16 protein-coding genes are annotated in these 18,015 nt (G+C 36.6%); 8 read left to right on the plus strand and 8 right to left on the minus strand.

Going from position 1 to position 18,015, the window contains the following annotated elements:
• Positions 1-5 precede the first annotated feature (5 nt).
• On the minus strand, positions 6-1,271 hold the full coding sequence (locus FC748_RS15780) for an MFS transporter (protein ID WP_024360849.1): 1,266 nt from the start codon (positions 1,269-1,271) through the stop codon (positions 6-8).
• Between the two features lie 722 nt (positions 1,272-1,993).
• Between FC748_RS15780 and FC748_RS15785 the strand changes: the two genes are divergently transcribed.
• Positions 1,994-3,457 (plus strand): methyl-accepting chemotaxis protein, encoded by a 1,464-nt coding sequence (locus tag FC748_RS15785; RefSeq protein WP_108030713.1) that lies wholly within the window; start codon positions 1,994-1,996, stop codon positions 3,455-3,457.
• Between the two features lie 91 nt (positions 3,458-3,548).
• Here the strand turns inward: FC748_RS15785 and FC748_RS15790 are convergent, their stop codons facing one another.
• Positions 3,549-4,943 (minus strand): L-cystine transporter, encoded by a 1,395-nt coding sequence (locus FC748_RS15790; protein WP_024360847.1) that lies wholly within the window; start codon positions 4,941-4,943, stop codon positions 3,549-3,551.
• 194 nt (positions 4,944-5,137) lie between these two features.
• Here FC748_RS15790 and FC748_RS15795 point away from each other — a divergent pair, with 194 nt between their 5' ends.
• Complete coding sequence (locus FC748_RS15795; RefSeq protein WP_107897034.1) at positions 5,138-5,899, plus strand: glucose 1-dehydrogenase; 762 nt, start codon at positions 5,138-5,140, stop codon at positions 5,897-5,899.
• 289 nt (positions 5,900-6,188) lie between these two features.
• On the opposite strand, the gene FC748_RS15800 is transcribed toward FC748_RS15795, so the two are convergent.
• On the minus strand, positions 6,189-7,139 hold the full coding sequence (locus FC748_RS15800; RefSeq protein ID WP_108030714.1) for a GGDEF domain-containing protein: 951 nt from the start codon (positions 7,137-7,139) through the stop codon (positions 6,189-6,191).
• Complete coding sequence (locus FC748_RS15805) at positions 7,105-7,998, minus strand: EAL domain-containing protein (protein ID WP_024360844.1); 894 nt, start codon at positions 7,996-7,998, stop codon at positions 7,105-7,107. The genes FC748_RS15800 and FC748_RS15805 overlap by 35 nt, the downstream gene beginning before the upstream one ends.
• 260 nt (positions 7,999-8,258) lie before the next feature.
• Between FC748_RS15805 and FC748_RS15810 the strand changes: the two genes are divergently transcribed.
• Positions 8,259-9,416: a PucR family transcriptional regulator gene (locus FC748_RS15810; protein WP_024360843.1), complete on the plus strand. Its 1,158-nt coding sequence runs from the start codon at positions 8,259-8,261 to the stop codon at positions 9,414-9,416.
• Between the two features lie 107 nt (positions 9,417-9,523).
• Positions 9,524-10,399 carry a DMT family transporter gene (locus FC748_RS15815; RefSeq protein WP_024360842.1) on the plus strand — a complete coding sequence of 292 codons (876 nt, stop codon included), beginning with the start codon at positions 9,524-9,526 and terminating at the stop codon, positions 10,397-10,399.
• Between the two features lie 48 nt (positions 10,400-10,447).
• Here the strand turns inward: FC748_RS15815 and FC748_RS15820 are convergent, their stop codons facing one another.
• Together FC748_RS15820 and FC748_RS15825 are read right to left on the minus strand one after the other, a co-directional pair.
• Complete coding sequence (locus tag FC748_RS15820) at positions 10,448-11,020, minus strand: YitT family protein (RefSeq protein WP_024360841.1); 573 nt, start codon at positions 11,018-11,020, stop codon at positions 10,448-10,450.
• Between the two features lie 516 nt (positions 11,021-11,536).
• The gene (locus FC748_RS15825) at positions 11,537-11,719 is read right to left on the minus strand and encodes a DUF6366 family protein (protein ID WP_108030715.1); all 183 of its coding nucleotides are present in this window, start codon (positions 11,717-11,719) and stop codon (positions 11,537-11,539) included.
• Between the two features lie 257 nt (positions 11,720-11,976).
• On the opposite strand from FC748_RS15825, the gene FC748_RS15830 reads away from it, so the two are divergent.
• Genes FC748_RS15830 through FC748_RS15845 form a run of 4 tightly spaced genes read left to right on the plus strand, consistent with a single transcriptional unit; the run spans position 11,977 to position 15,925 of the window.
• Positions 11,977-13,026: an iron-siderophore ABC transporter substrate-binding protein gene (locus tag FC748_RS15830; protein WP_108030716.1), complete on the plus strand. Its 1,050-nt coding sequence runs from the start codon at positions 11,977-11,979 to the stop codon at positions 13,024-13,026.
• Position 13,027: 1 nt separating this feature from the next.
• Positions 13,028-14,062, plus strand: a complete 1,035-nt coding sequence (locus tag FC748_RS15835) for a FecCD family ABC transporter permease (RefSeq protein ID WP_024360838.1) — start codon at positions 13,028-13,030, stop codon at positions 14,060-14,062.
• Entirely contained in the window at positions 14,059-15,090 is a 1,032-nt protein-coding gene (locus FC748_RS15840) for a FecCD family ABC transporter permease (protein ID WP_108030717.1), read from the plus strand. Before FC748_RS15835 ends, FC748_RS15840 begins: the two co-directional genes overlap by 4 nt.
• 1 nt (position 15,091) lies before the next feature.
• Positions 15,092-15,925: an ABC transporter ATP-binding protein gene (locus FC748_RS15845; RefSeq protein ID WP_108030718.1), complete on the plus strand. Its 834-nt coding sequence runs from the start codon at positions 15,092-15,094 to the stop codon at positions 15,923-15,925.
• Positions 15,926-16,062: 137 nt separating this feature from the next.
• Here the strand turns inward: FC748_RS15845 and FC748_RS15850 are convergent, their stop codons facing one another.
• The gene (locus FC748_RS15850; protein WP_108030719.1) at positions 16,063-17,361 is read right to left on the minus strand and encodes a nucleobase:cation symporter-2 family protein; all 1,299 of its coding nucleotides are present in this window, start codon (positions 17,359-17,361) and stop codon (positions 16,063-16,065) included.
• Positions 17,361-17,945 (minus strand): xanthine phosphoribosyltransferase, encoded by a 585-nt coding sequence (locus FC748_RS15855; protein ID WP_024360834.1) that lies wholly within the window; start codon positions 17,943-17,945, stop codon positions 17,361-17,363. Before FC748_RS15855 ends, FC748_RS15850 begins: the two co-directional genes overlap by 1 nt.
• Between the last annotated feature and the right edge of the window lie 70 nt (positions 17,946-18,015).

The raw sequence follows: 18,015 nt of genomic DNA on the forward strand, positions 1-18,015 counted from the left end.
ATATCTTATTTCCACAATCCGTTTTGCACCATTTTTTCTTTATTACGGAAAGCAACTAAGACAGAAACAATATTCATGATTAACATAATTACAATAATATATAAAACAGCTGTGTAGCTTCCTGTGAAATCAAAAATATAGCCATACGCTGGAAGTGCAATAATTCCCGCTACTGCCAAACCGATTGAAACTGTCGAATAGATTTGACTGTAATTTTTATTACCAAATAAAGCAGAAGTAATAGCAGGCGCTAATGTTCCTATACAAGCTGTGACAAATCCGAAAAGACCAACAGCTACAACGATCGCAATTGTACTTTCAACAAAGAAGAGCAATAAAATCATAGACACTAAACCAATAGACATGGCGATAACAGTCGTATTTTTAGCACCAATTTTATCAATTAAATAACCGAAAATAATTGACCCTAACAGTACACCAACCATTAAAGCAGCCATCACATTACCAGTAAACTTCACACTAAATCCTTGATTTACAAGGTATGTTGGAATATGGATTGAAAAACTTGCTATTGATGTAATAATGAAGAAGAACAGAATTAACAATGAAAATGACAACGATTTTTTAGCATCCGCAAACGAGATTCCCGTATTGCTAGTATCCGTTTCTACTTTCTTCTCTACATTGTTATTGTCCACTGCACCATAAGGTAATAGCCCTTTTTCTTGTGGTGATTTTCTTAAAAATAGCATAATTGTTGGAACGATAATAATAATCGCTGCAACACCTACAATAATATATGCACTTCTCCAACCTTGAGTGGCAATTAAGTTACCAATTAAAGGTTGTGTAAACGCCCCGATTAAACCACCAGAAGCAGTAATAATACCTAATGCTAGTCCACTGCGTTGTTTAAACCATTGATTGACTAAAACAGGTCCTGCCAATACTGTAATTAATACGCCACCAACAGCTAATGGCATTGCAAGGATATACCATCCCCATACAGAGCTCATCATACCAAATAAAGCAAATGCACCCGCTTGTAAAATAATTGCAATGCTAAGTAACATACGTGTATCATACTTCGCCATTAACTTCCCGCCAATCGGTAAAAATACCATTGTAACGATAGATGAAATACTTAGATATAACGTTAAATTACCCAGACCTACACCAATGTCTTCAGATACTGGTGATAGGAATAGTCCTGCCGAACTGTTTAATCCTGACTTTGCTAAACCAACTGAAATACATAAACCTAGTAATACTAGCCATGCAAAGTGAAGCCTTTTCTTATTAGCACTCATTTCTCTATTTCTCCTTTTATATAAACGACTTTATTTTACACAAAACGTCAAATTTCGCCATTTGGATACCAATTGGCACATATGCAATGATTGAAAAGATATTTTGTTATATATTTGCATTACTTAACTTGTCCATTAGCTTAAGCTATTGCACATGATTCAAGTAAGAACTACTTCATAAAAAGAATGAACGGCTTCCTTGTTTAAAGAACAAATGCAGAGGAATCCTTGTACATAGATTGTCTCCAAAAAGCTACTACTTTCTTTTTATTAAGTCTGCGGTAGCTTACTTGTCACAATTCTGCAAGCGAATTCGCAGTTGACCATTTATCCTCTAAAACCGCGCTGTATTAGACTTTATCCTGCTTTCTTGCCACATAATCACCTCCAATAAATGTGAAACTTTTGTGACCTGCAATTTATTTTAACATTAAACTGTTTAATATTAAATTAATTAATTTCACAGAAAATTTATTTATTGAACGAGAAATACTTGCCATAACATTTTCCCTCTAATTGAAAATTTATTTTTGCAATTTCAATATTGATTCCGTAGGTAGTTCTAACTAACATCGGTAAAAATTGAAAATAATTCTTTACTACTTCCAGTTAAAATAACTATAATCAATCTTAATAACTAGTTTAAAGGTAAACAATCCCCTTAATTAGTGATTAATTACTATTTTAAAATAATAAATTAAACAGGAGGTCTTTAGTGCAATATGATTGAACAATTAAAATTAATGGACTTGAAAAATAAAAACAAGCTGATGCTTTTCACTTATTTAGCTTCGACAATTTTAGGTTTACTCGGTACATTATCTTTAAAACCGGATTTTTGGATTATCTTTTTCTATAGTGTTCAAATAATTTTTTATCCTTTGTTATACATAGTCAGTAATCGATATAAAAAAGAGTATGTCTTCCCCTACTTGATAGTAATCATTATGAATATCTTTAATATTAGTTTAGTTATGATTTATGGTGGGGAATTATCCACTGCTCTTTCTATATTTTTCTTTGCTATCTTCTCTGCTGTTCAATTTAATGCCAAAATATTTAGCATCGGCTATAGTTTAGGATTTATAACGCTTGGTTTAATTTATCTCTTCCCTAAACCTGAATTTGCTAGTGAAAAAATGACTTCTTTTGTTATCATTTATTTGTTTATTGGATTTCTGTTAACAATCTTAATACGTATGAATCAAAATCAATTTAAAAAGTTACAAGCTTATAGTGAAATCGCAGAAGCTGATGCAAAAACAAAAGAAGAACATAAACTTCATTTAGAACGGGAAATCGCTATTATTGCTGAAAGCATTAGTAAAATTAACGAAAAAGTTCAATTTGGTTTAAGATCGCAAGAGGAAATTCAACTAGCCATGAATGAAGTTTCATCAGGGAGTATGTTACAAAGTGAGCAAATATCTAAAATAGCGGACAGTGCACAAAGTAACTTAGCAGCAATCCATTCTATGAATGACATAACAGTTCGTTTAATAGATGACTCTATTCAATCTAGAAACTTAGCGGTTGAAGGACAAAATAAAATAAATCATCTTACAACAGAGATGAATAGTCTGCAAAATGTGATAACCAACTTAAGTGATAACTTTAAAACTTTAACGGAAAAAATTGAAGAAACAAATCAGTTTGCCAATGATATTCAACAAATAACAGAACAGACAAATTTATTGGCATTAAATGCTTCTATTGAGGCTGCTCGTGCTGGGGATGCTGGAAAAGGATTCTCTGTTGTGGCGCAAGAAATACGAAATTTAGCGGATTTAACGAATAATCTTACTGTCAAAATCAGTGAAAATTTAACGGATGTCAATACAACGAATAAATTAGCACAGGTGAACATGACAAAAAGTAGCGACACATTGCATCAAAGTGTCGAATCTACAAAGTTAGTTAATTCAAACTTTATTCAATTAAGCGATATTTTACATTCGTTAAAAATAAAATTTAATGAATTTGAGCATTTATCAAATGAAGTAGCTGTGAACAGCAAAAATGTTGACTCGTCGACAAATGATTTTGCTGCCATTATTGAGGAAGCCACTGCCACCTTACAACAAATGAATGCATCAATTGAAAACATCACAGCTGACAACCATATTATTGCAAAGTACATTGATGACACCGCCAAAAGCACTGAAAACATAAAAAATACTTATTGACTGTACAAAAGAGAAAAAGTGCTAGATTGACTTCAATCAATCTAACACTTTTTTGCTATGTTTGTTATGTTCGAAACTTATTTTTACAAGCCTATAAGTCCGAAACTTGTGCACTAACCGCTTTATTATTATACATTTCTGTATCCAACTCTTTCGTTACACGTGCTGTGGTAACACCTGCTGTCATTGACCCACTTACATTTAGAGCCGTACGCCCCATGTCGATTAATGGCTCAATTGAAATCAAAATACCGGCAAGTGCAACTGGTAGGTGAAGCGCTGATAGCACAAGGATAGCTGCAAATGTTGCACCACCACCAACACCTGCTACACCGAACGAACTTATTGCTACCACTGCAATAACTGTAATGATAAATACAGGATCAAGTGGATTAATGCCGACAGTTGGTGCAATCATAATTGCAAGCATTGCAGGATATACACCAGCGCAACCGTTTTGACCAATTGATAAACCAAATGAACCTGCGAAGTTTGCTATCCCCTCTGGTACACCAAGTCTACCAGTTTGCGTTTTAATATTCATAGGTAACGTCCCCGCACTTGAACGTGAAGTGAAGGCAAATAACAGTGTTTCAAGTGATTTTTTTAAATACGTAAACGGATTTAGACCGCTTAATGAAATAATTAGTAAATGAACAAGGAACATAATAATTAACGCAACGTAAGAAGCAATAACAAATTTACCTAAGTTGTAAATTGCCCCAAAATCAGATGTTGCGACCGTGCGTGCCATAATGGCTAAAATACCATATGGTGTTAAGCGTAAAACAATTGTCACAACACCCATTACTAATGCATGCACTGCATCAATGCCTTTTTTAATGGTTGCAGCCATCTCACTATCTTTACGTGCGACACGTAAATAAGCAAAACCTAAAAATGCTGCAAATATAACAACCGCAATTGTAGATGTTGAACGAGCACCTGTTAAATCAAGGAATGGATTCGCTGGGAATAATTCTATAATTTGCGTTGGTAAATCAGGTGCAGTCATGCCCGTTGTCTTTTCTTCTATATATGCCCCACGCTCTGTTTCAGCGTCTCCTTGCATAATTTGAGTAGCATCTAAATCAAATATTGTAGCCGAAAGAATCCCTACTGCGGCTGATACTGCTGTAGTACCGATTAAAATTGCTAAAATTAAAGCGGCCATTTTGCCAAAATTTTTGCCAATTGTCATTTTCGTAAAGGCAATCAAAATAGAAATAAATACTAGAGGCATTGCCACCATTTGTAACAGTTTCACATAACCCGTACCAATAATGTTGTACCAAGATGTTGTCTTGGTTAAAACTTCTGAGTCAATACCGTAAAACAATTGCAGCCCTAGACCTAGTGCGATACCTAAACCTAGACCAGCAAAAACACGATTTGAGAATTTCACGTGTTTTTTATTCATAATAACTAAAATTCCAACGCAGGCAAGTAACAGTGCTACGTTCAGAATGACTTGTAAAGTTGACAATAGAAAGCCTCCTAAGATGTTTTATTAGAATGTAAATCGAATTATATACCTATAATACCTATTATTCAAGTATGTTTTATTAAGATTAAGATTTTTAAACATGTAAGCGGTTCAATTTCTTTGATTTAACAATTGAAAAGGACTAAAATCAAATTAGTTTAATAGTAAACTTATATTGAAAGAGGGGAATAATTATGGGTAAATTGCAAAATAAAGTGGCTATTATTACAGGTAGTGGAGCAGGAATCGGTAAAGAAATTGCGCGTAAATATGCACAAGAAGGGGCAAAAGTTGTTATTGCTGACTTCAATGAGGACGCATTAAATGCTACTGTGAATGAGTTTAATGAAGCTGGTTTTGAGGCATTTGGTGTCAAAGTAAATGTTGCGGTAGAAGAAGATATTCAAAAAATGATGGCTACTACGGTGGCTCATTTTGGTCGTATAGATATTTTAGTCAATAATGCCGGAGTTGGTGACAATATGCAGGCGGCGGCAAATGTTGAAGATGCGGTTTGGCAACGTGTGATGGACATTAATGTAAGTGGTGTGATGCGAGCTATTCGACAAGTATTACCAATATTTATTGAAAATGGCGGTGGAACAATTGTCAACATGGCTTCCATTGCAGGATTAACAGGCGGCCGCGGTGGACTAGCTTATACTACAGCGAAACACGCAGTTGTAGGTATGACAAAAAATATTGCCTCCCACTACGGTTCACAAAATATCCGTTGCAACGCAATTGCACCTGCACATGTAGAAACTGGCTTTGCAGCAGCCATGACGAATGTAGATCCATTTGGTATGCAACAATCTGTACGCGGTGTGCAACTTATGCCAAAAGCTGGTCAAGTTTCAGATATTGCTAATATTGCCCTATTTTTAGCTTCTGAAGATTCCGGCCTTATTAACGGTGTCGCTTTAGCGGCAGATGCTGGCTGGAGTGCTTACTAATAAAAAACCTACCTCGTTTATATAAGACGAGGTAGGTTTTTATGTTGTTCGCGGGTATATTACTTTATTTCGCGGGTATTTCCTTCTGTTCCGCGGGTAAACTACTCTATTTCGCGGGTATTTCCTTCTGTTCCGCGGGTAAACTACTCTATTTCGCGGGTATTCCTCTTTGTTCCGCGGGTAAACTACTCTATTTCGCGGGTATTTCCTTCTGTTCCGCGGGTAAACTACTCTATTTCGCGGGTATTCCACTTTGTTCCGCGGGTAATCCACCCTGCATCTTAAAAATTTAATGTATAAGGTAGGTTGCTTTGTCATTAATTAAATAACAGCTTCCACATATCTTTTTGCATTCCTTTTTTAATCGTGCTACTGCATCGGATAGTTGGTCAACTGAAGTAAATTGCTGGTATTCATTTGTAATAACAGCAATAGATAACGAAGTACATGTAAAACGCTCTAATTTTCCAGTCCTATTAGGAACTTGTAATTTTACTAAATCCTCTAGTTCATAAAAATCAATAATTTGCGCATCAAACTCTTCTATAATCGTTTGACAGATGATTGCGACTTCATAGTGTGGGAGTATAGCAACAAAATCATCGCCACCTATATGCCCTAAAAAATCTTCTCCAGCTGCAATATTTCTTTTGAGAACATCTGTTAAATACAGTAAAATTTTGTCTCCTTTATTAAAACCATAGGTGTCATTATACGTTTTAAAGTGATCCAAATCAAAATAAATGAGACTATATTTTTCAAGATGTAATGCAGCTTGTAATTTTTCTTCTATTAATTTATTGCCAGGTAAGCTTGTTAGTGGGTTTAAAAAACTAGCAATCGCTACTTGCGTCTCTACAAGCTTTAACAACAGTTCTCTAATACTGACCACACCGAAATAGACACCTTTTTTAACGACAATGATATCATCGTACAGGTCCTCTGCTCGTCGGCCCATCGCTTCTGTACTGACTTCGATAATAGGTGTGTCATAATCTACAATTAGAGGATTATCTTTAATAATCAGCTGGTTTTGTCGACCCATAAATAAATTATAGCCATAGCGTGTACCAATTTTTTGATAGAAATGTGTGCGGGTAATATGTCCAATTGGACTGCCATCTCGTACAACAACAACACTTCGCAATGATGGATTGCTTGTAAAAAGTAAATCTACATCTTTGTTTTTCACAAATTCATCAATACTAGGAACGTTTTCTGTGACTTCTCCTATCTGCATGGTCATCCACCCTTAATTCCCCCAATTGAATGTCTTTTGATGGCCTCCCTAACGCATACCCTTGTGCATAATGGATGCCAATGTCTTGCAAATAATTGATCTCCTCTTGCCGTTCTATGCCTTCTGCTATAATTTTTGTTCCAGCTTGCTCCGCATATTTCATAAGCAATGTAACAAGCTGCTGCTGCTCACTGTTTTTATCGATATATTGAATTAACGAACGATCCAACTTAATAAATTCAGGTTTTAAATAAATCAATGTTTTTAAACTATTATAGCCGGACCCCATATCATCCACTGCAATTCGATAACCCTGCGAACGATAATGTGATAATACCCTTTCGAACTCTACAAAATCTAACACAGCGCTGCGTTCTGTTAACTCAAAGACTACCTGCTGTGGTTTAATACCGAGCTCTTTTAGCAGTTGTAATGTTTCTCCACTATTATATTTTTTATCCAGTAATACATTAGGGTGGATATTAAGAAATAGGATATAATCTTGGTTCAGTAACTCCCCGTGAAGGCGCTCTTTGAAGCGTTGCAATGATAGGTTACGACAAAAGCATTCAAATAAAAACACGCAATCCGTTTGACCTACAAATTCATAAAATTGATCGACACTGTTAAATAAATCAGAGGGCGTTGGTCTATTTAATGCCTCAAATCCCATTGTTTGCTCTGTTTGTAAATCTACAATCGGTTGAAAAAAAGTATGTAAATCTTTTGTTTCGATAATTTTATTTAATGCTTTTAAACGTTTTATATATAAAGTATTACTTTGATGCTGTTCATATAGATGATTTAAATATAAGAATAAATTGCTTGTCTTTACGCTTTGTCTCACAACAGACTCCATTTTTTGCACCTCTTAAATTGGTTATTAGTATCCATTGTAAGCTTTAATTGTAAACGCTCTGTGAAGTAGTTGTAAAAAGAACGAAGTTGATTTCAGAATCATCAAGTGAAGGGATTGTACATGAACATAGTTATTTTTTGAACATAGGCTCTATGCAAACAATAAAATTTGCAATAAAAGACAATAACTATATTCATTTTTCTTAAAATGATGGTACGATACTTAATAATAAATTACTGGAAAGGTAGCTAGATTCCATAATGAACGTAAAAAACTTTTTGCAATTGCCGATTACAAAGGATTTTACAGTCGTTGCAGGTAGCAACGGTTTACATAAACCTGTCCAAAATGTTGAAATTCTAGATTTTGAATTTTCGCCTGATATTCACACTGTTCGAGAAACGATATTTACACCAAATAGTGTAATCCTTAGTAGCTTATTATTTGCAAAACAACAGCCTGATTATTTAGTAAATGCTGTAAAAAATCTGATTCAGTTAGAAGCAAGCGCTTTAGCATATAAACCCGTTATTTATAACGAACTACCAGAGGAAGTACTCGCCTTAGCAAATGCACATCATTTCCCAATACTGCGATTTGGTGGGGATGAATTTTTTGAAAAAATTATTTTAGAAACAATGGCTTATGCAAAAACGCAAGACTATACATTCTTTTTAGAAACCATTATGAAACGTCTCATTAACGAAGATGTCTCTGCAGAACAAATCACATCTTTTTTACAACAATTGAACAAACCATTTGAAAAATATGTATTCGTAGCGAATTTTCAAATGCAAGCCGTATCGAATGCACAATGGATGCAACCTTTTTTGCAATTGGAACCACTATTAAAAACAGGCGTTATTTGTAAATATAAAAATAGCCTCTTTATCTTAATGACCAATCTATCACAGCATTTTCAATTTGAAAAATTTCTTAATGAATGGCTTACAATGTATGATATTTCGACAGACAAACTGACTGTTGGCTATAGCCAGGTGCATAGCACACAAATGGCACTTCACCTTGCAGTACGGGAAGCTTTCGCTGCCCGCTTAATGGCAGAAATTGATATGACCCCTACTTGTCATTACACACAGCTTGGTTCTGATAGTTTGCTTATTGAGTTACATCGCAAAGATCCTCAATTTGCCATGCATTATGTGAAAAACTATCTAGGGCCCTTACTTGATGAAAAGGTTGATACCGATTTCATCAATACCGCAATCACGTATATCGCAAAAAAGGGTAACATAAAAGAAGTAGCAGTTGCGCACTTCTGCCATCCAAATACTATCCGATATCGCATGACAAAAATCCGCCAATTGGTAGCACCGCAAGATAATGATTATGTTTTTTATGAACGCTTATCAGCAGCCGTTAAATTGTACTTATTACATAGCAAAATAGCAGAATAAATATTCGCTTTGGAATAAGTACAAAAAAACGCCTGAAAGTTTAGAAACAAAGTCAAAATATTTTCTTCCTTCTCATGCTATTCTTATTGGAGTTAGGAGGAAGAAAGATGAAACAATACATAGCTGATGGCATGTTGCTTACAACCGCTATCGTTTGGGGTAGTGGGTTTGTTGTTACAGCCATTGCACTAGAATATTTAACTGCTTATCAAGTGATGGCAGGAAGATTTATATTAGCTTCGATTATACTAACCGTCATTTTTGGATACAAATTAAAAAAAGCAACAAAATCAGTCGTTTGGAAAGGTGTTTTACTAGGCACGATATTGTATATTGCCTTTGCCCTTCAGACAGTTGGTTTACAATATACGACTCCCTCTAAAAATGCATTTTTAACCGCTGTTAATGTAATCGTTGTTCCACTTATTGCTTATGCCGTCTATAAACGCCGAATCGATGGTTACGAAATCATTGGCTCTATTATAGCGCTTGTTGGAATTGGCTGTTTATCATTACAAGGTTCCCTCACAATGAATATAGGAGATGCCCTTTCTCTAGCATGTGCTGTTGCCTTTGCTTTCGATATTTTTTGTACAAACCTTTTTGTACAAAAGGAAGATGCAATCGCTCTTACCATTGTGCAGTTTATAACAGCATCCGTTTTGGGTATCTTGGTCGTCGTCAGTCAAGGCGATATCCCTACTAATCTTGAAAAAGAAGCAATCTATTCAATCATTTATTTAGGGATTTTTTCAACTACTATTGCGTACCTTTTTCAAAATGTGGCCAATCAATATACAACGGCTACAAAGGCAGCCATTATCTTGTCAACAGAATCCTTTTTCGGTATGGTGCTTTCGGTAATATTTTTGCATGAAGTACTGACAGGCAGAATGGTGATAGGCGCAGTATTAATTTTACTAGCTATTTTAATTGCGGAAGTAAAACCCGCCTATCCAAAAAAGCGGATGATGAATAACTGACCTTAACGCTCACCTATAAATAGTTTCAGTGTTTACTGAAGCTATTTTTTATTTTGCATAACTGGTTATCATACTTGTCGTAATACCCACTACTAACACAGTAATTATGGAAAGGATTAATGTATTAGAAGATAACAGAAACCCACCTAAAACAATAACAATCGAATCAATAAAAAAAATAAGAATCCCCACATTAATGCCTGTTTTATCACTTAAAAACTGTGCAACTAGATCTGTTCCACCAGTGCTTGTCTGAAAGCGAAGCATTAAACCGATGCCAAAACCTACTAAAATCCCTCCAAAAATTGCACTATAAATCGCATCGATTTGAATTATATTTCTTATAGGCCTCAACAGGTCAATGATAAAAGACGAGCCAATTAACCCATGTACACTATTATAGAAATAAGCTCTGTATTTAAACCAAGCTATAACAAATATTGGAATGCTTAAAATAATAATCATAAGTCCGATTTTTAGTTGATACAAATAGTACAAAATAAGCGCTACCCCTACAACGCCTCCGTCTAGTATTTGGTACGGTGTTAGAAATAGATTAATGCCTAATGATATACAAATACTACCTATTATGATGACCAAGCCTTTCTTCAGAAAAAACATACAACCCCCCTCCGAGACTAAGCATGTCTTATAGTATGAAAAAATTGATTTGAACATGTTTGTGGACTTTAGCTAACCACCAAGAGCGTGGGGCAAAAGAGAAAAGGTGTTAGATTGATGGCAGTCAATCTAACACTTTTTTGCTGTGCCATTGTTGTTCCCTTCGGCGGTGCTTTCCGCAGGCATACACGTAAGCCGCAACCCTCGCTAACGCGCGGAATGCCAGCGTCTTACGATGTGTGCGTTCCCACAGGAGTCACGCCTTCGCTACCAACAACAAGTGAACCCTTCTAAATTTTTAACACCTTTCCTCTGTTCCTTAAAGGGAGATTTAGAATGAAAACAGAAGCTGAACTAGCCCCCTACCTTATTAATTGAGGAGAGATGTATTACTTGCCAAGGAGCTAAAAAATATAGATGCAGAAGAGATTATGTAACAACTAAATCATGCTATCCTAGAAAAAAGAAACACTATCCAAACTAAAGGATAGCGTCCCTTTTTATAAGTTGAAAACTTTAATTTGCACATGCTTTTATTAACAAAATAATAACGATGATCATGATAATGGAACCAATATTAACTAAACACCCTTTGCTAGGTGAACCAGTATGCGCTTGTGCCGATGCACTGTTCAAAGCACCTCCAGGGTTTTTTCGCTGTTCTTTCGCTTTTAAATTTTCTCGTTCTTGTTCTGACATGAAAGCCCCCCTTTTTTCAAATTGAACTTCCTCTTCCTTCTTCATAGTATCATTTCCAACAACCAATTCTGCACAAAATCAGAATATTCATTATTTAACTATATTGCAGATTAATGAAGAGAAAAGATAAAATGTTTAGACTTCGCAATTTTTAATTTAAAAAATATTCTATTGAAATATATATGTATTGGTTATATACTACAATTGATAGTGATAATCATTATCAATTATTTTGTTAATAGGAGTGTTATTCTAATATGAATTCAAAGCGTTACTTTTCATTATTTACAATGTTATTTATAGCTATTTTTTCTTTAGCTTTAGCTGGATGTGCAGAAAAAGAGTCCGATGCTGCATCTAATGATTCAAAACCAGAATCCGATGCTAGTGATACACAGTATCCAATTGTTATTAAGCACGCTTTTGGAGAAACTGTAATCGATAAAAAACCTGAACGCGTTGCAACGATTGCTTGGGCAAACCATGATGTCGCATTAGCACTTGGTGTTGTGCCAGTGGGCTTCTCTGCTGCAAACTACGGCGTACAGGATGATAGTGGTATGCTGCCATGGACAGCTGACAAGTTAAAAGAGTTAGGTGAAGAAAATCCTAATATTTATCAAGATACGGATGGTTTAGATTTTGAGGCAATTGCTGATTCAAATCCAGATGTAATCTTAGCTGCCTATTCAGGTATTACACAAGAAGACTACGATACATTAAGTCAAATTGCACCAGTTGTGGCGTACCCAGAAATTCCATGGGTTATTTCATGGCGCGACCAAATCCTATACAATGCAAAAGGTATGGGTATGGAAAAGGAAGGCAAACAATTGATTGCTGATACAGAGAAGTTAATTGCTGATAAGGCAAATGAATTACCAGAATTAAAAGGCAAAAAGGCTGTATTTGCTTCGTTCAATGCAACTGATTTATCTAAGTTTTATATTTATACGCCTGCAGATCCTCGTGGTGAATTTTTAGAGGAATTAGGTATGGAATATCCACCAAGTATTAAAGAGCAAGTAAAAGATGACTCTAGCTTCTATATTGAGTTAAGTGCTGAAAATGCAGATGCTTTAAAGGATGCAGAAATTTTTATTACATATGGGGATGATAAAACTTTAGCTGCACTTCAAGCTGATCCTATTTTAGGAAAAGTGCCAGCAATCCAAAATGGTTCAGTCATTGTCATAACTGATAATACGCCATTAGCTGCCGCAGGTAATCCAAACCCATTATCAATTCAATATACAATTGACGAGTACTTAGCATTAATCTCTGATGTTGCGAAAAAGCTGAAATAATATGATGAATACTTCCGTTTCAGAAAATAAGCATGTATGGATGCCACGTAACTTCGGCAAGCTGATTATTTTGCTCGCCATATTGCTTTGTCTAAGTGTGATGGCATCGCTTATATTTGGTTCTCGGATGATTACTTGGACGCAACTTCTGGATGGTCTATTCCATTCAGAAGTCGCTTCTCATGAGGCAAGTGTTGTTCGACAAAGAGTTGTTCGAACAATTTTTTGTTTTATGTGTGGTGCCGCTTTAGGTGTATCGGGTGCATTAATGCAGTCTGTAACGCGCAATCCAATTGCGGACCCAAGTATACTAGGTGTAAATACAGGGGCATCCTTATTTGTTGTTTGTGGGATTGCCTTTTTTAATATTAGTTCCGCTAATCAATATATTTGGCTGGCCATCGCAGGTGCAATGCTTACCGCTATTTTTGTCTTTACTGTTGGTTCAATCGGGAGTGGCGGCGCAACACCAATCAAACTCGTCTTAGCCGGCGCTGCTACAAGTGCCATACTGTCTTCACTCGTTGTGGCCGTTATGATTCCACGTACGAAAGTAATGGACCAATTTAGATTTTGGCAAGTTGGTAGTGTAGGTTCTGGTAGCTGGGATCATATCTCACTGTTTATCCCATTTTTAATAGTTGGACTTTGTATTGCTATTTTTTCTGCGCCAGCATTGAATGCGCTAGCATTAGGAGATGATGTAGCGACTGGCTTAGGTGTTAAAACGGGGACAATTCGCCTGCTCGCTTCATTTGGCGGTGTGTTATTGTGTGGTGTGGCAACAGCATTAGCTGGACCCATTGGGTTTATCGGTTTGTTAGCGACGCATTTAATTCGATTAATTATTGGCCCAGACGTGCGCTATGTTATTCCACTTTCAGCATTTGCTGGGGCAATTATTTTAACCATTGCTGATGTGTGTGGAAGACTATTAGGGAGTCCGAGCGAGCTTGAAGTAGGTATTGTAACTGCCTTCATTGGAGCTCCCCTATTAATTTTTATTACAATGAAAGCGAAAATGCGTGCATTATGATGAATGAAACAATGATGTCTATTTATAATTCAAGAATGAAACGAAAACGTCGTTTCCTACTTATGACATGTTTGCTAGCAGTTATTTCAATTGTACTTATGGGTTTGATGCTCATGTTAGGCAATACCATTTATCCGGTAAAAGATGTTGTCAGCGTACTTTTAGGTGAGAATGTCAAAGGCGCTTCCTTTGCAATCGGCACAATCAGATTACCCCGAATGATCGTCGGACTATTTGCTGGCTTTGCATTTGGTGCTGGTGGCTACATTTTTCAAACAATGTTGCGCAATCCATTAGCCAATCCAAATGTAATTGGTATCACTGCTGGGTCAAGTGCTGCTGCTGTTTTTTGTATTATTGTCCTGCATGCGAGTAATGCACTTGTCTCGATTGCCTCAGTAGTTGGCGGTCTTTTAACTGCTATCGTTATTTTTATTTTATCTAAAGGTAGCTCTTTCTCAATTGGTCGATTAATTTTAATCGGTATCGGTATTCAAGCAATGTTAAATGCGTTTATTTCTTATTTATTGGTTATTGGTAATACGCATGACCTACCTTCTGCTATGCGTTGGTTAAGTGGCAGTTTGAATGGGGCGAAAATGGAAAACCTCTATCCATTAATCATAGCTGTTTTAATTTGCACACCCATTGTTCTTTGTTTGGCTAGTCGATTAGAAATATTAGAGCTTGGCGAACTAGCAGCGACATCACTCGGTGTTGCTCCAAACAAAACGAGGTTGGTGCTATTACTTAGCTCGGTTTTAATGATTGCGTTAGCTACAGCAGCTGCCGGACCAATTGCCTTTGTTGCATTTCTAGCAGGTCCTATTGCCAAAAAGATTGTTGGTGTAGGCTTTTCAAATATCGTGCCTGCAGGCTTAATTGGCGTTATTTTAGTATTGGCCGCAGATTTAATCGGTCAGTTTGCATTCGATACCAGATATCCTGTTGGCGTAATTACGGGGATTATTGGTGCACCGTATTTAATTTATTTATTAATTCGTATCAATCGAAAAGGAGATTTATAATATGAAGCCAACACATACATTTCGAGCGGAGCAAATTACTGCTGGTTACGACAATAAAACGATTTTACAAGACGTTAGTGTAACGATTCCTAGCAATAAAATAAGCATAATTATCGGAGCCAACGGTTGTGGAAAATCTACGCTACTAAAAACGATGGCACGACTCATTACGCCGACTTCAGGGCAAGTAACGTTAGATGGGCAAGCTATTCAAAAAATGCCACCGAAGCAACTTGCCAAAATACTAGGCTTGTTACCACAAAGCCCTATCGTTCCAGAAGGAATAACAGTTGCGGATTTAGTTGGTAGAGGGCGCTTCCCCCATCATAGCTTTTTAAAAGGTTGGTCTAAAAAAGATTATGAGGCTGTCGCAGAAGCGATGGAAATGATGAACATTACAGAATTTGCTGATCGCCATATTGATGAATTATCAGGTGGGCAAAGACAGCGCGTATGGATTGCCATGGCATTAGCGCAGCAAACAGATATTTTATTTTTAGATGAGCCAACAACGTACTTAGATATTACGTACCAAGTAGAAATTTTAGATTTACTGACAGATTTAAATCGTAAATATGGCACAACGATTGTCATGGTGTTACACGACATTAACTTATCAGCACGTTATGCAGATTATATATTTGCCCTACATGAAGGGAAGCTCGTGGCAGAAGGACCACCATCTGACATTATTACTAATTCATTAATTAAAGATATATTCGCACTAGACTGTATGGTAATCGAAGACCCCGTTTCGAACTCACCATCCGTCGTGCCAATCGGACGACACCACAACCACACTGACAGCATAGCGCTGAAAGCAAAATCATGCTAACGAAATCGCAAGCCATTTCATTGACAAGACAAGGGAAATTGAACAGAAGTTTGACGCTTGTTTCATTTCCCTTGTCTTGTTTCTTTTTCTCATCAAACAATGCCACCTCCTTTTATCAGGAAGTGGCATTGTTTGATTTAAATTTCCCCATGCATTGGGTCATTTTTACGCTTTGGCCCAATCATGTTAAATAAAATGTTTAAGATAATCGCTGTAACCGAACCACAGACGATACCATTTGACGTAAGAACCGATACGTATGATGGCAGTTCCTTGAAAATATCTGGAACAACCGATACACCTACACCAAGGCCAACTGCAATCGCAGCAATCATGGCGTTTTCTGCTGACTCATTCATAACAGGTACTAGCATGCCCATACCTTGTGTAATTACCATACCGAACATCGCCAACATTGCCGCACCAAGTACTGGTGTTGGAATAATTGTTGTGAGTGCTGCAATTTTTGGTAGGAAACCAAGTGCTACTAGTAAACCACCTGTGATGTAGATGACTTTGCGATTTTTCACGCCAGACATACGCGTAAGCCCTACGTTTTGTGAGAATGTAGTATATGGGAAGGCATTGAAAATACCACCAATAACAGAAGCAAGACCTTCTGAACGATACCCACGTGCTAAATCTTTTGAATCTAGTTTTTTATTACAAATATCGCTCAGTGCAAAATAGACACCGGAAGATTCTACTAAAGAAACCATCGCGACAAGCGTCATCGTTAAAATCGCTGTCGCATCAAACGTCGGCATTCCGAAATAGAACGGTTGAACCATATGGAATACACCCGCATCTGACACCGGACTGAAATCCACTTTGCCCATAAATGCGCCGAGCACTGTACCAACAACTAAGCCAATTAAAATTGAAATCGCACGCACAAAGCCTGTAGTAAAACGGTAAACGACTAAAATAATTACTAATGTAATAAATGCTAAAGCAACATTAGAACCCGATGCAAAGTCTTCTGCACCTTGTCCACCCGCCATATTGTTCAATGCAACTGGTAATAAAGAGATACCAATAATGGACACAACAGAACCTGTTACAACTGGCGGGAAGAATTTTACAAGCTTACCGAAAAAGCCTGCAATGACCATAACGATTAAACCTGATGCAATAATGGAGCCATAAATGTCTGTAATACCTTGTTCAGGGTTTGTCCCAATTGCAATAATTGGACTTACTGCTGTAAAGGTACATCCTAGAACTACTGGTAAACCAATACCGATAAATTTACCTGAATACACTTGAAGTAATGTTGCGATCCCACACATCATAATGTCAATCGCTACTAAATAAGTCATTTGCTTTGAATCAAAACCTAAAGCGCCACCAATAATAAGCGGAACTAAAATCGCACCTGCATACATCGCAAGTAAATGTTGAATAGCTAGCGTCGTTGACTTAAAGGCATTCATTACGCGCGATCCTCCGTTGCAAATGTTACTTTGCCGTCTTCTAAAGAATCCACAATTGCTAATGATTCAACGCGAACACCTTGCTCACGTAATAATTTACCACCGTCTTGGAAGCCTTTTTCAATCACGATGCCGACACCGACAACATGAGCCCCTGCTTGCGCTGCAATATCTAGTAAGCCTTTTACCGCTTCACCATTTGCTAAGAAATCGTCAACAATTAAAACATTGTCATCTTCACTTAAAAAATTACAAGATACTGAAATATCATTCGTTTCGTTTTTTGTGAAAGAATGTACTTTTGACGAATAGAGATTGTCTGATAATGTTAAAGATTTACGTTTACGGGCAAATACTACCGGTGCACCGATTTCAAGACCTAACATTACAGAAGGTGCAATTCCTGAAGATTCAATTGTTAGCACTTTTGTAATAATTTCATCAGAGAAGCGATTTGCAAACTCGTGCCCAATTTCTTTCATAAGCTGTGGATCGATTTGATGATTTAAAAAAGAATCAACTTTTAATACAGACGAAGATAAAACTTTACCTTCCTGCATAATTTTGTCATGTAATAACTTCATTGCTGCTTTTCCTTCTTTCATAAAATAATAAAAACGCTGAATACTTTGATTCCATTCATCTACGAGTGGA

The sequence above is a fragment of the Lysinibacillus sphaericus genome, from assembly GCF_005217585.1.
GTDB classification, from domain to species: Bacteria; Bacillota; Bacilli; order Bacillales_A; family Planococcaceae; genus Lysinibacillus; species Lysinibacillus sphaericus.

Coding starts and splice junctions, on each gene's coding strand:
- FC748_RS15835 (WP_024360838.1), top strand. CDS start 13,028: ATGATGAATACTTCCGTTTCAGAAAATAAGCATGTATGGATGCCACGT.
- FC748_RS15830 (WP_108030716.1), top strand. CDS start 11,977: ATGAATTCAAAGCGTTACTTTTCATTATTTACAATGTTATTTATAGCT.
- FC748_RS15825 (WP_108030715.1), bottom strand. CDS start 11,719: ATGTCAGAACAAGAACGAGAAAATTTAAAAGCGAAAGAACAGCGAAAA.
- FC748_RS15845 (WP_108030718.1), top strand. CDS start 15,092: ATGAAGCCAACACATACATTTCGAGCGGAGCAAATTACTGCTGGTTAC.
- FC748_RS15815 (WP_024360842.1), top strand. CDS start 9,524: ATGAAACAATACATAGCTGATGGCATGTTGCTTACAACCGCTATCGTT.
- FC748_RS15855 (WP_024360834.1), bottom strand. CDS start 17,945: ATGAAGTTATTACATGACAAAATTATGCAGGAAGGTAAAGTTTTATCT.
- FC748_RS15840 (WP_108030717.1), top strand. CDS start 14,059: ATGATGAATGAAACAATGATGTCTATTTATAATTCAAGAATGAAACGA.
- FC748_RS15785 (WP_108030713.1), top strand. CDS start 1,994: ATGATTGAACAATTAAAATTAATGGACTTGAAAAATAAAAACAAGCTG.
- FC748_RS15805 (WP_024360844.1), bottom strand. CDS start 7,998: ATGGAGTCTGTTGTGAGACAAAGCGTAAAGACAAGCAATTTATTCTTA.
- FC748_RS15800 (WP_108030714.1), bottom strand. CDS start 7,139: ATGCAGATAGGAGAAGTCACAGAAAACGTTCCTAGTATTGATGAATTT.
- FC748_RS15810 (WP_024360843.1), top strand. CDS start 8,259: ATGAACGTAAAAAACTTTTTGCAATTGCCGATTACAAAGGATTTTACA.
- FC748_RS15795 (WP_107897034.1), top strand. CDS start 5,138: ATGGGTAAATTGCAAAATAAAGTGGCTATTATTACAGGTAGTGGAGCA.
- FC748_RS15850 (WP_108030719.1), bottom strand. CDS start 17,361: ATGAATGCCTTTAAGTCAACGACGCTAGCTATTCAACATTTACTTGCG.
- FC748_RS15820 (WP_024360841.1), bottom strand. CDS start 11,020: ATGTTTTTTCTGAAGAAAGGCTTGGTCATCATAATAGGTAGTATTTGT.
- FC748_RS15780 (WP_024360849.1), bottom strand. CDS start 1,271: ATGAGTGCTAATAAGAAAAGGCTTCACTTTGCATGGCTAGTATTACTA.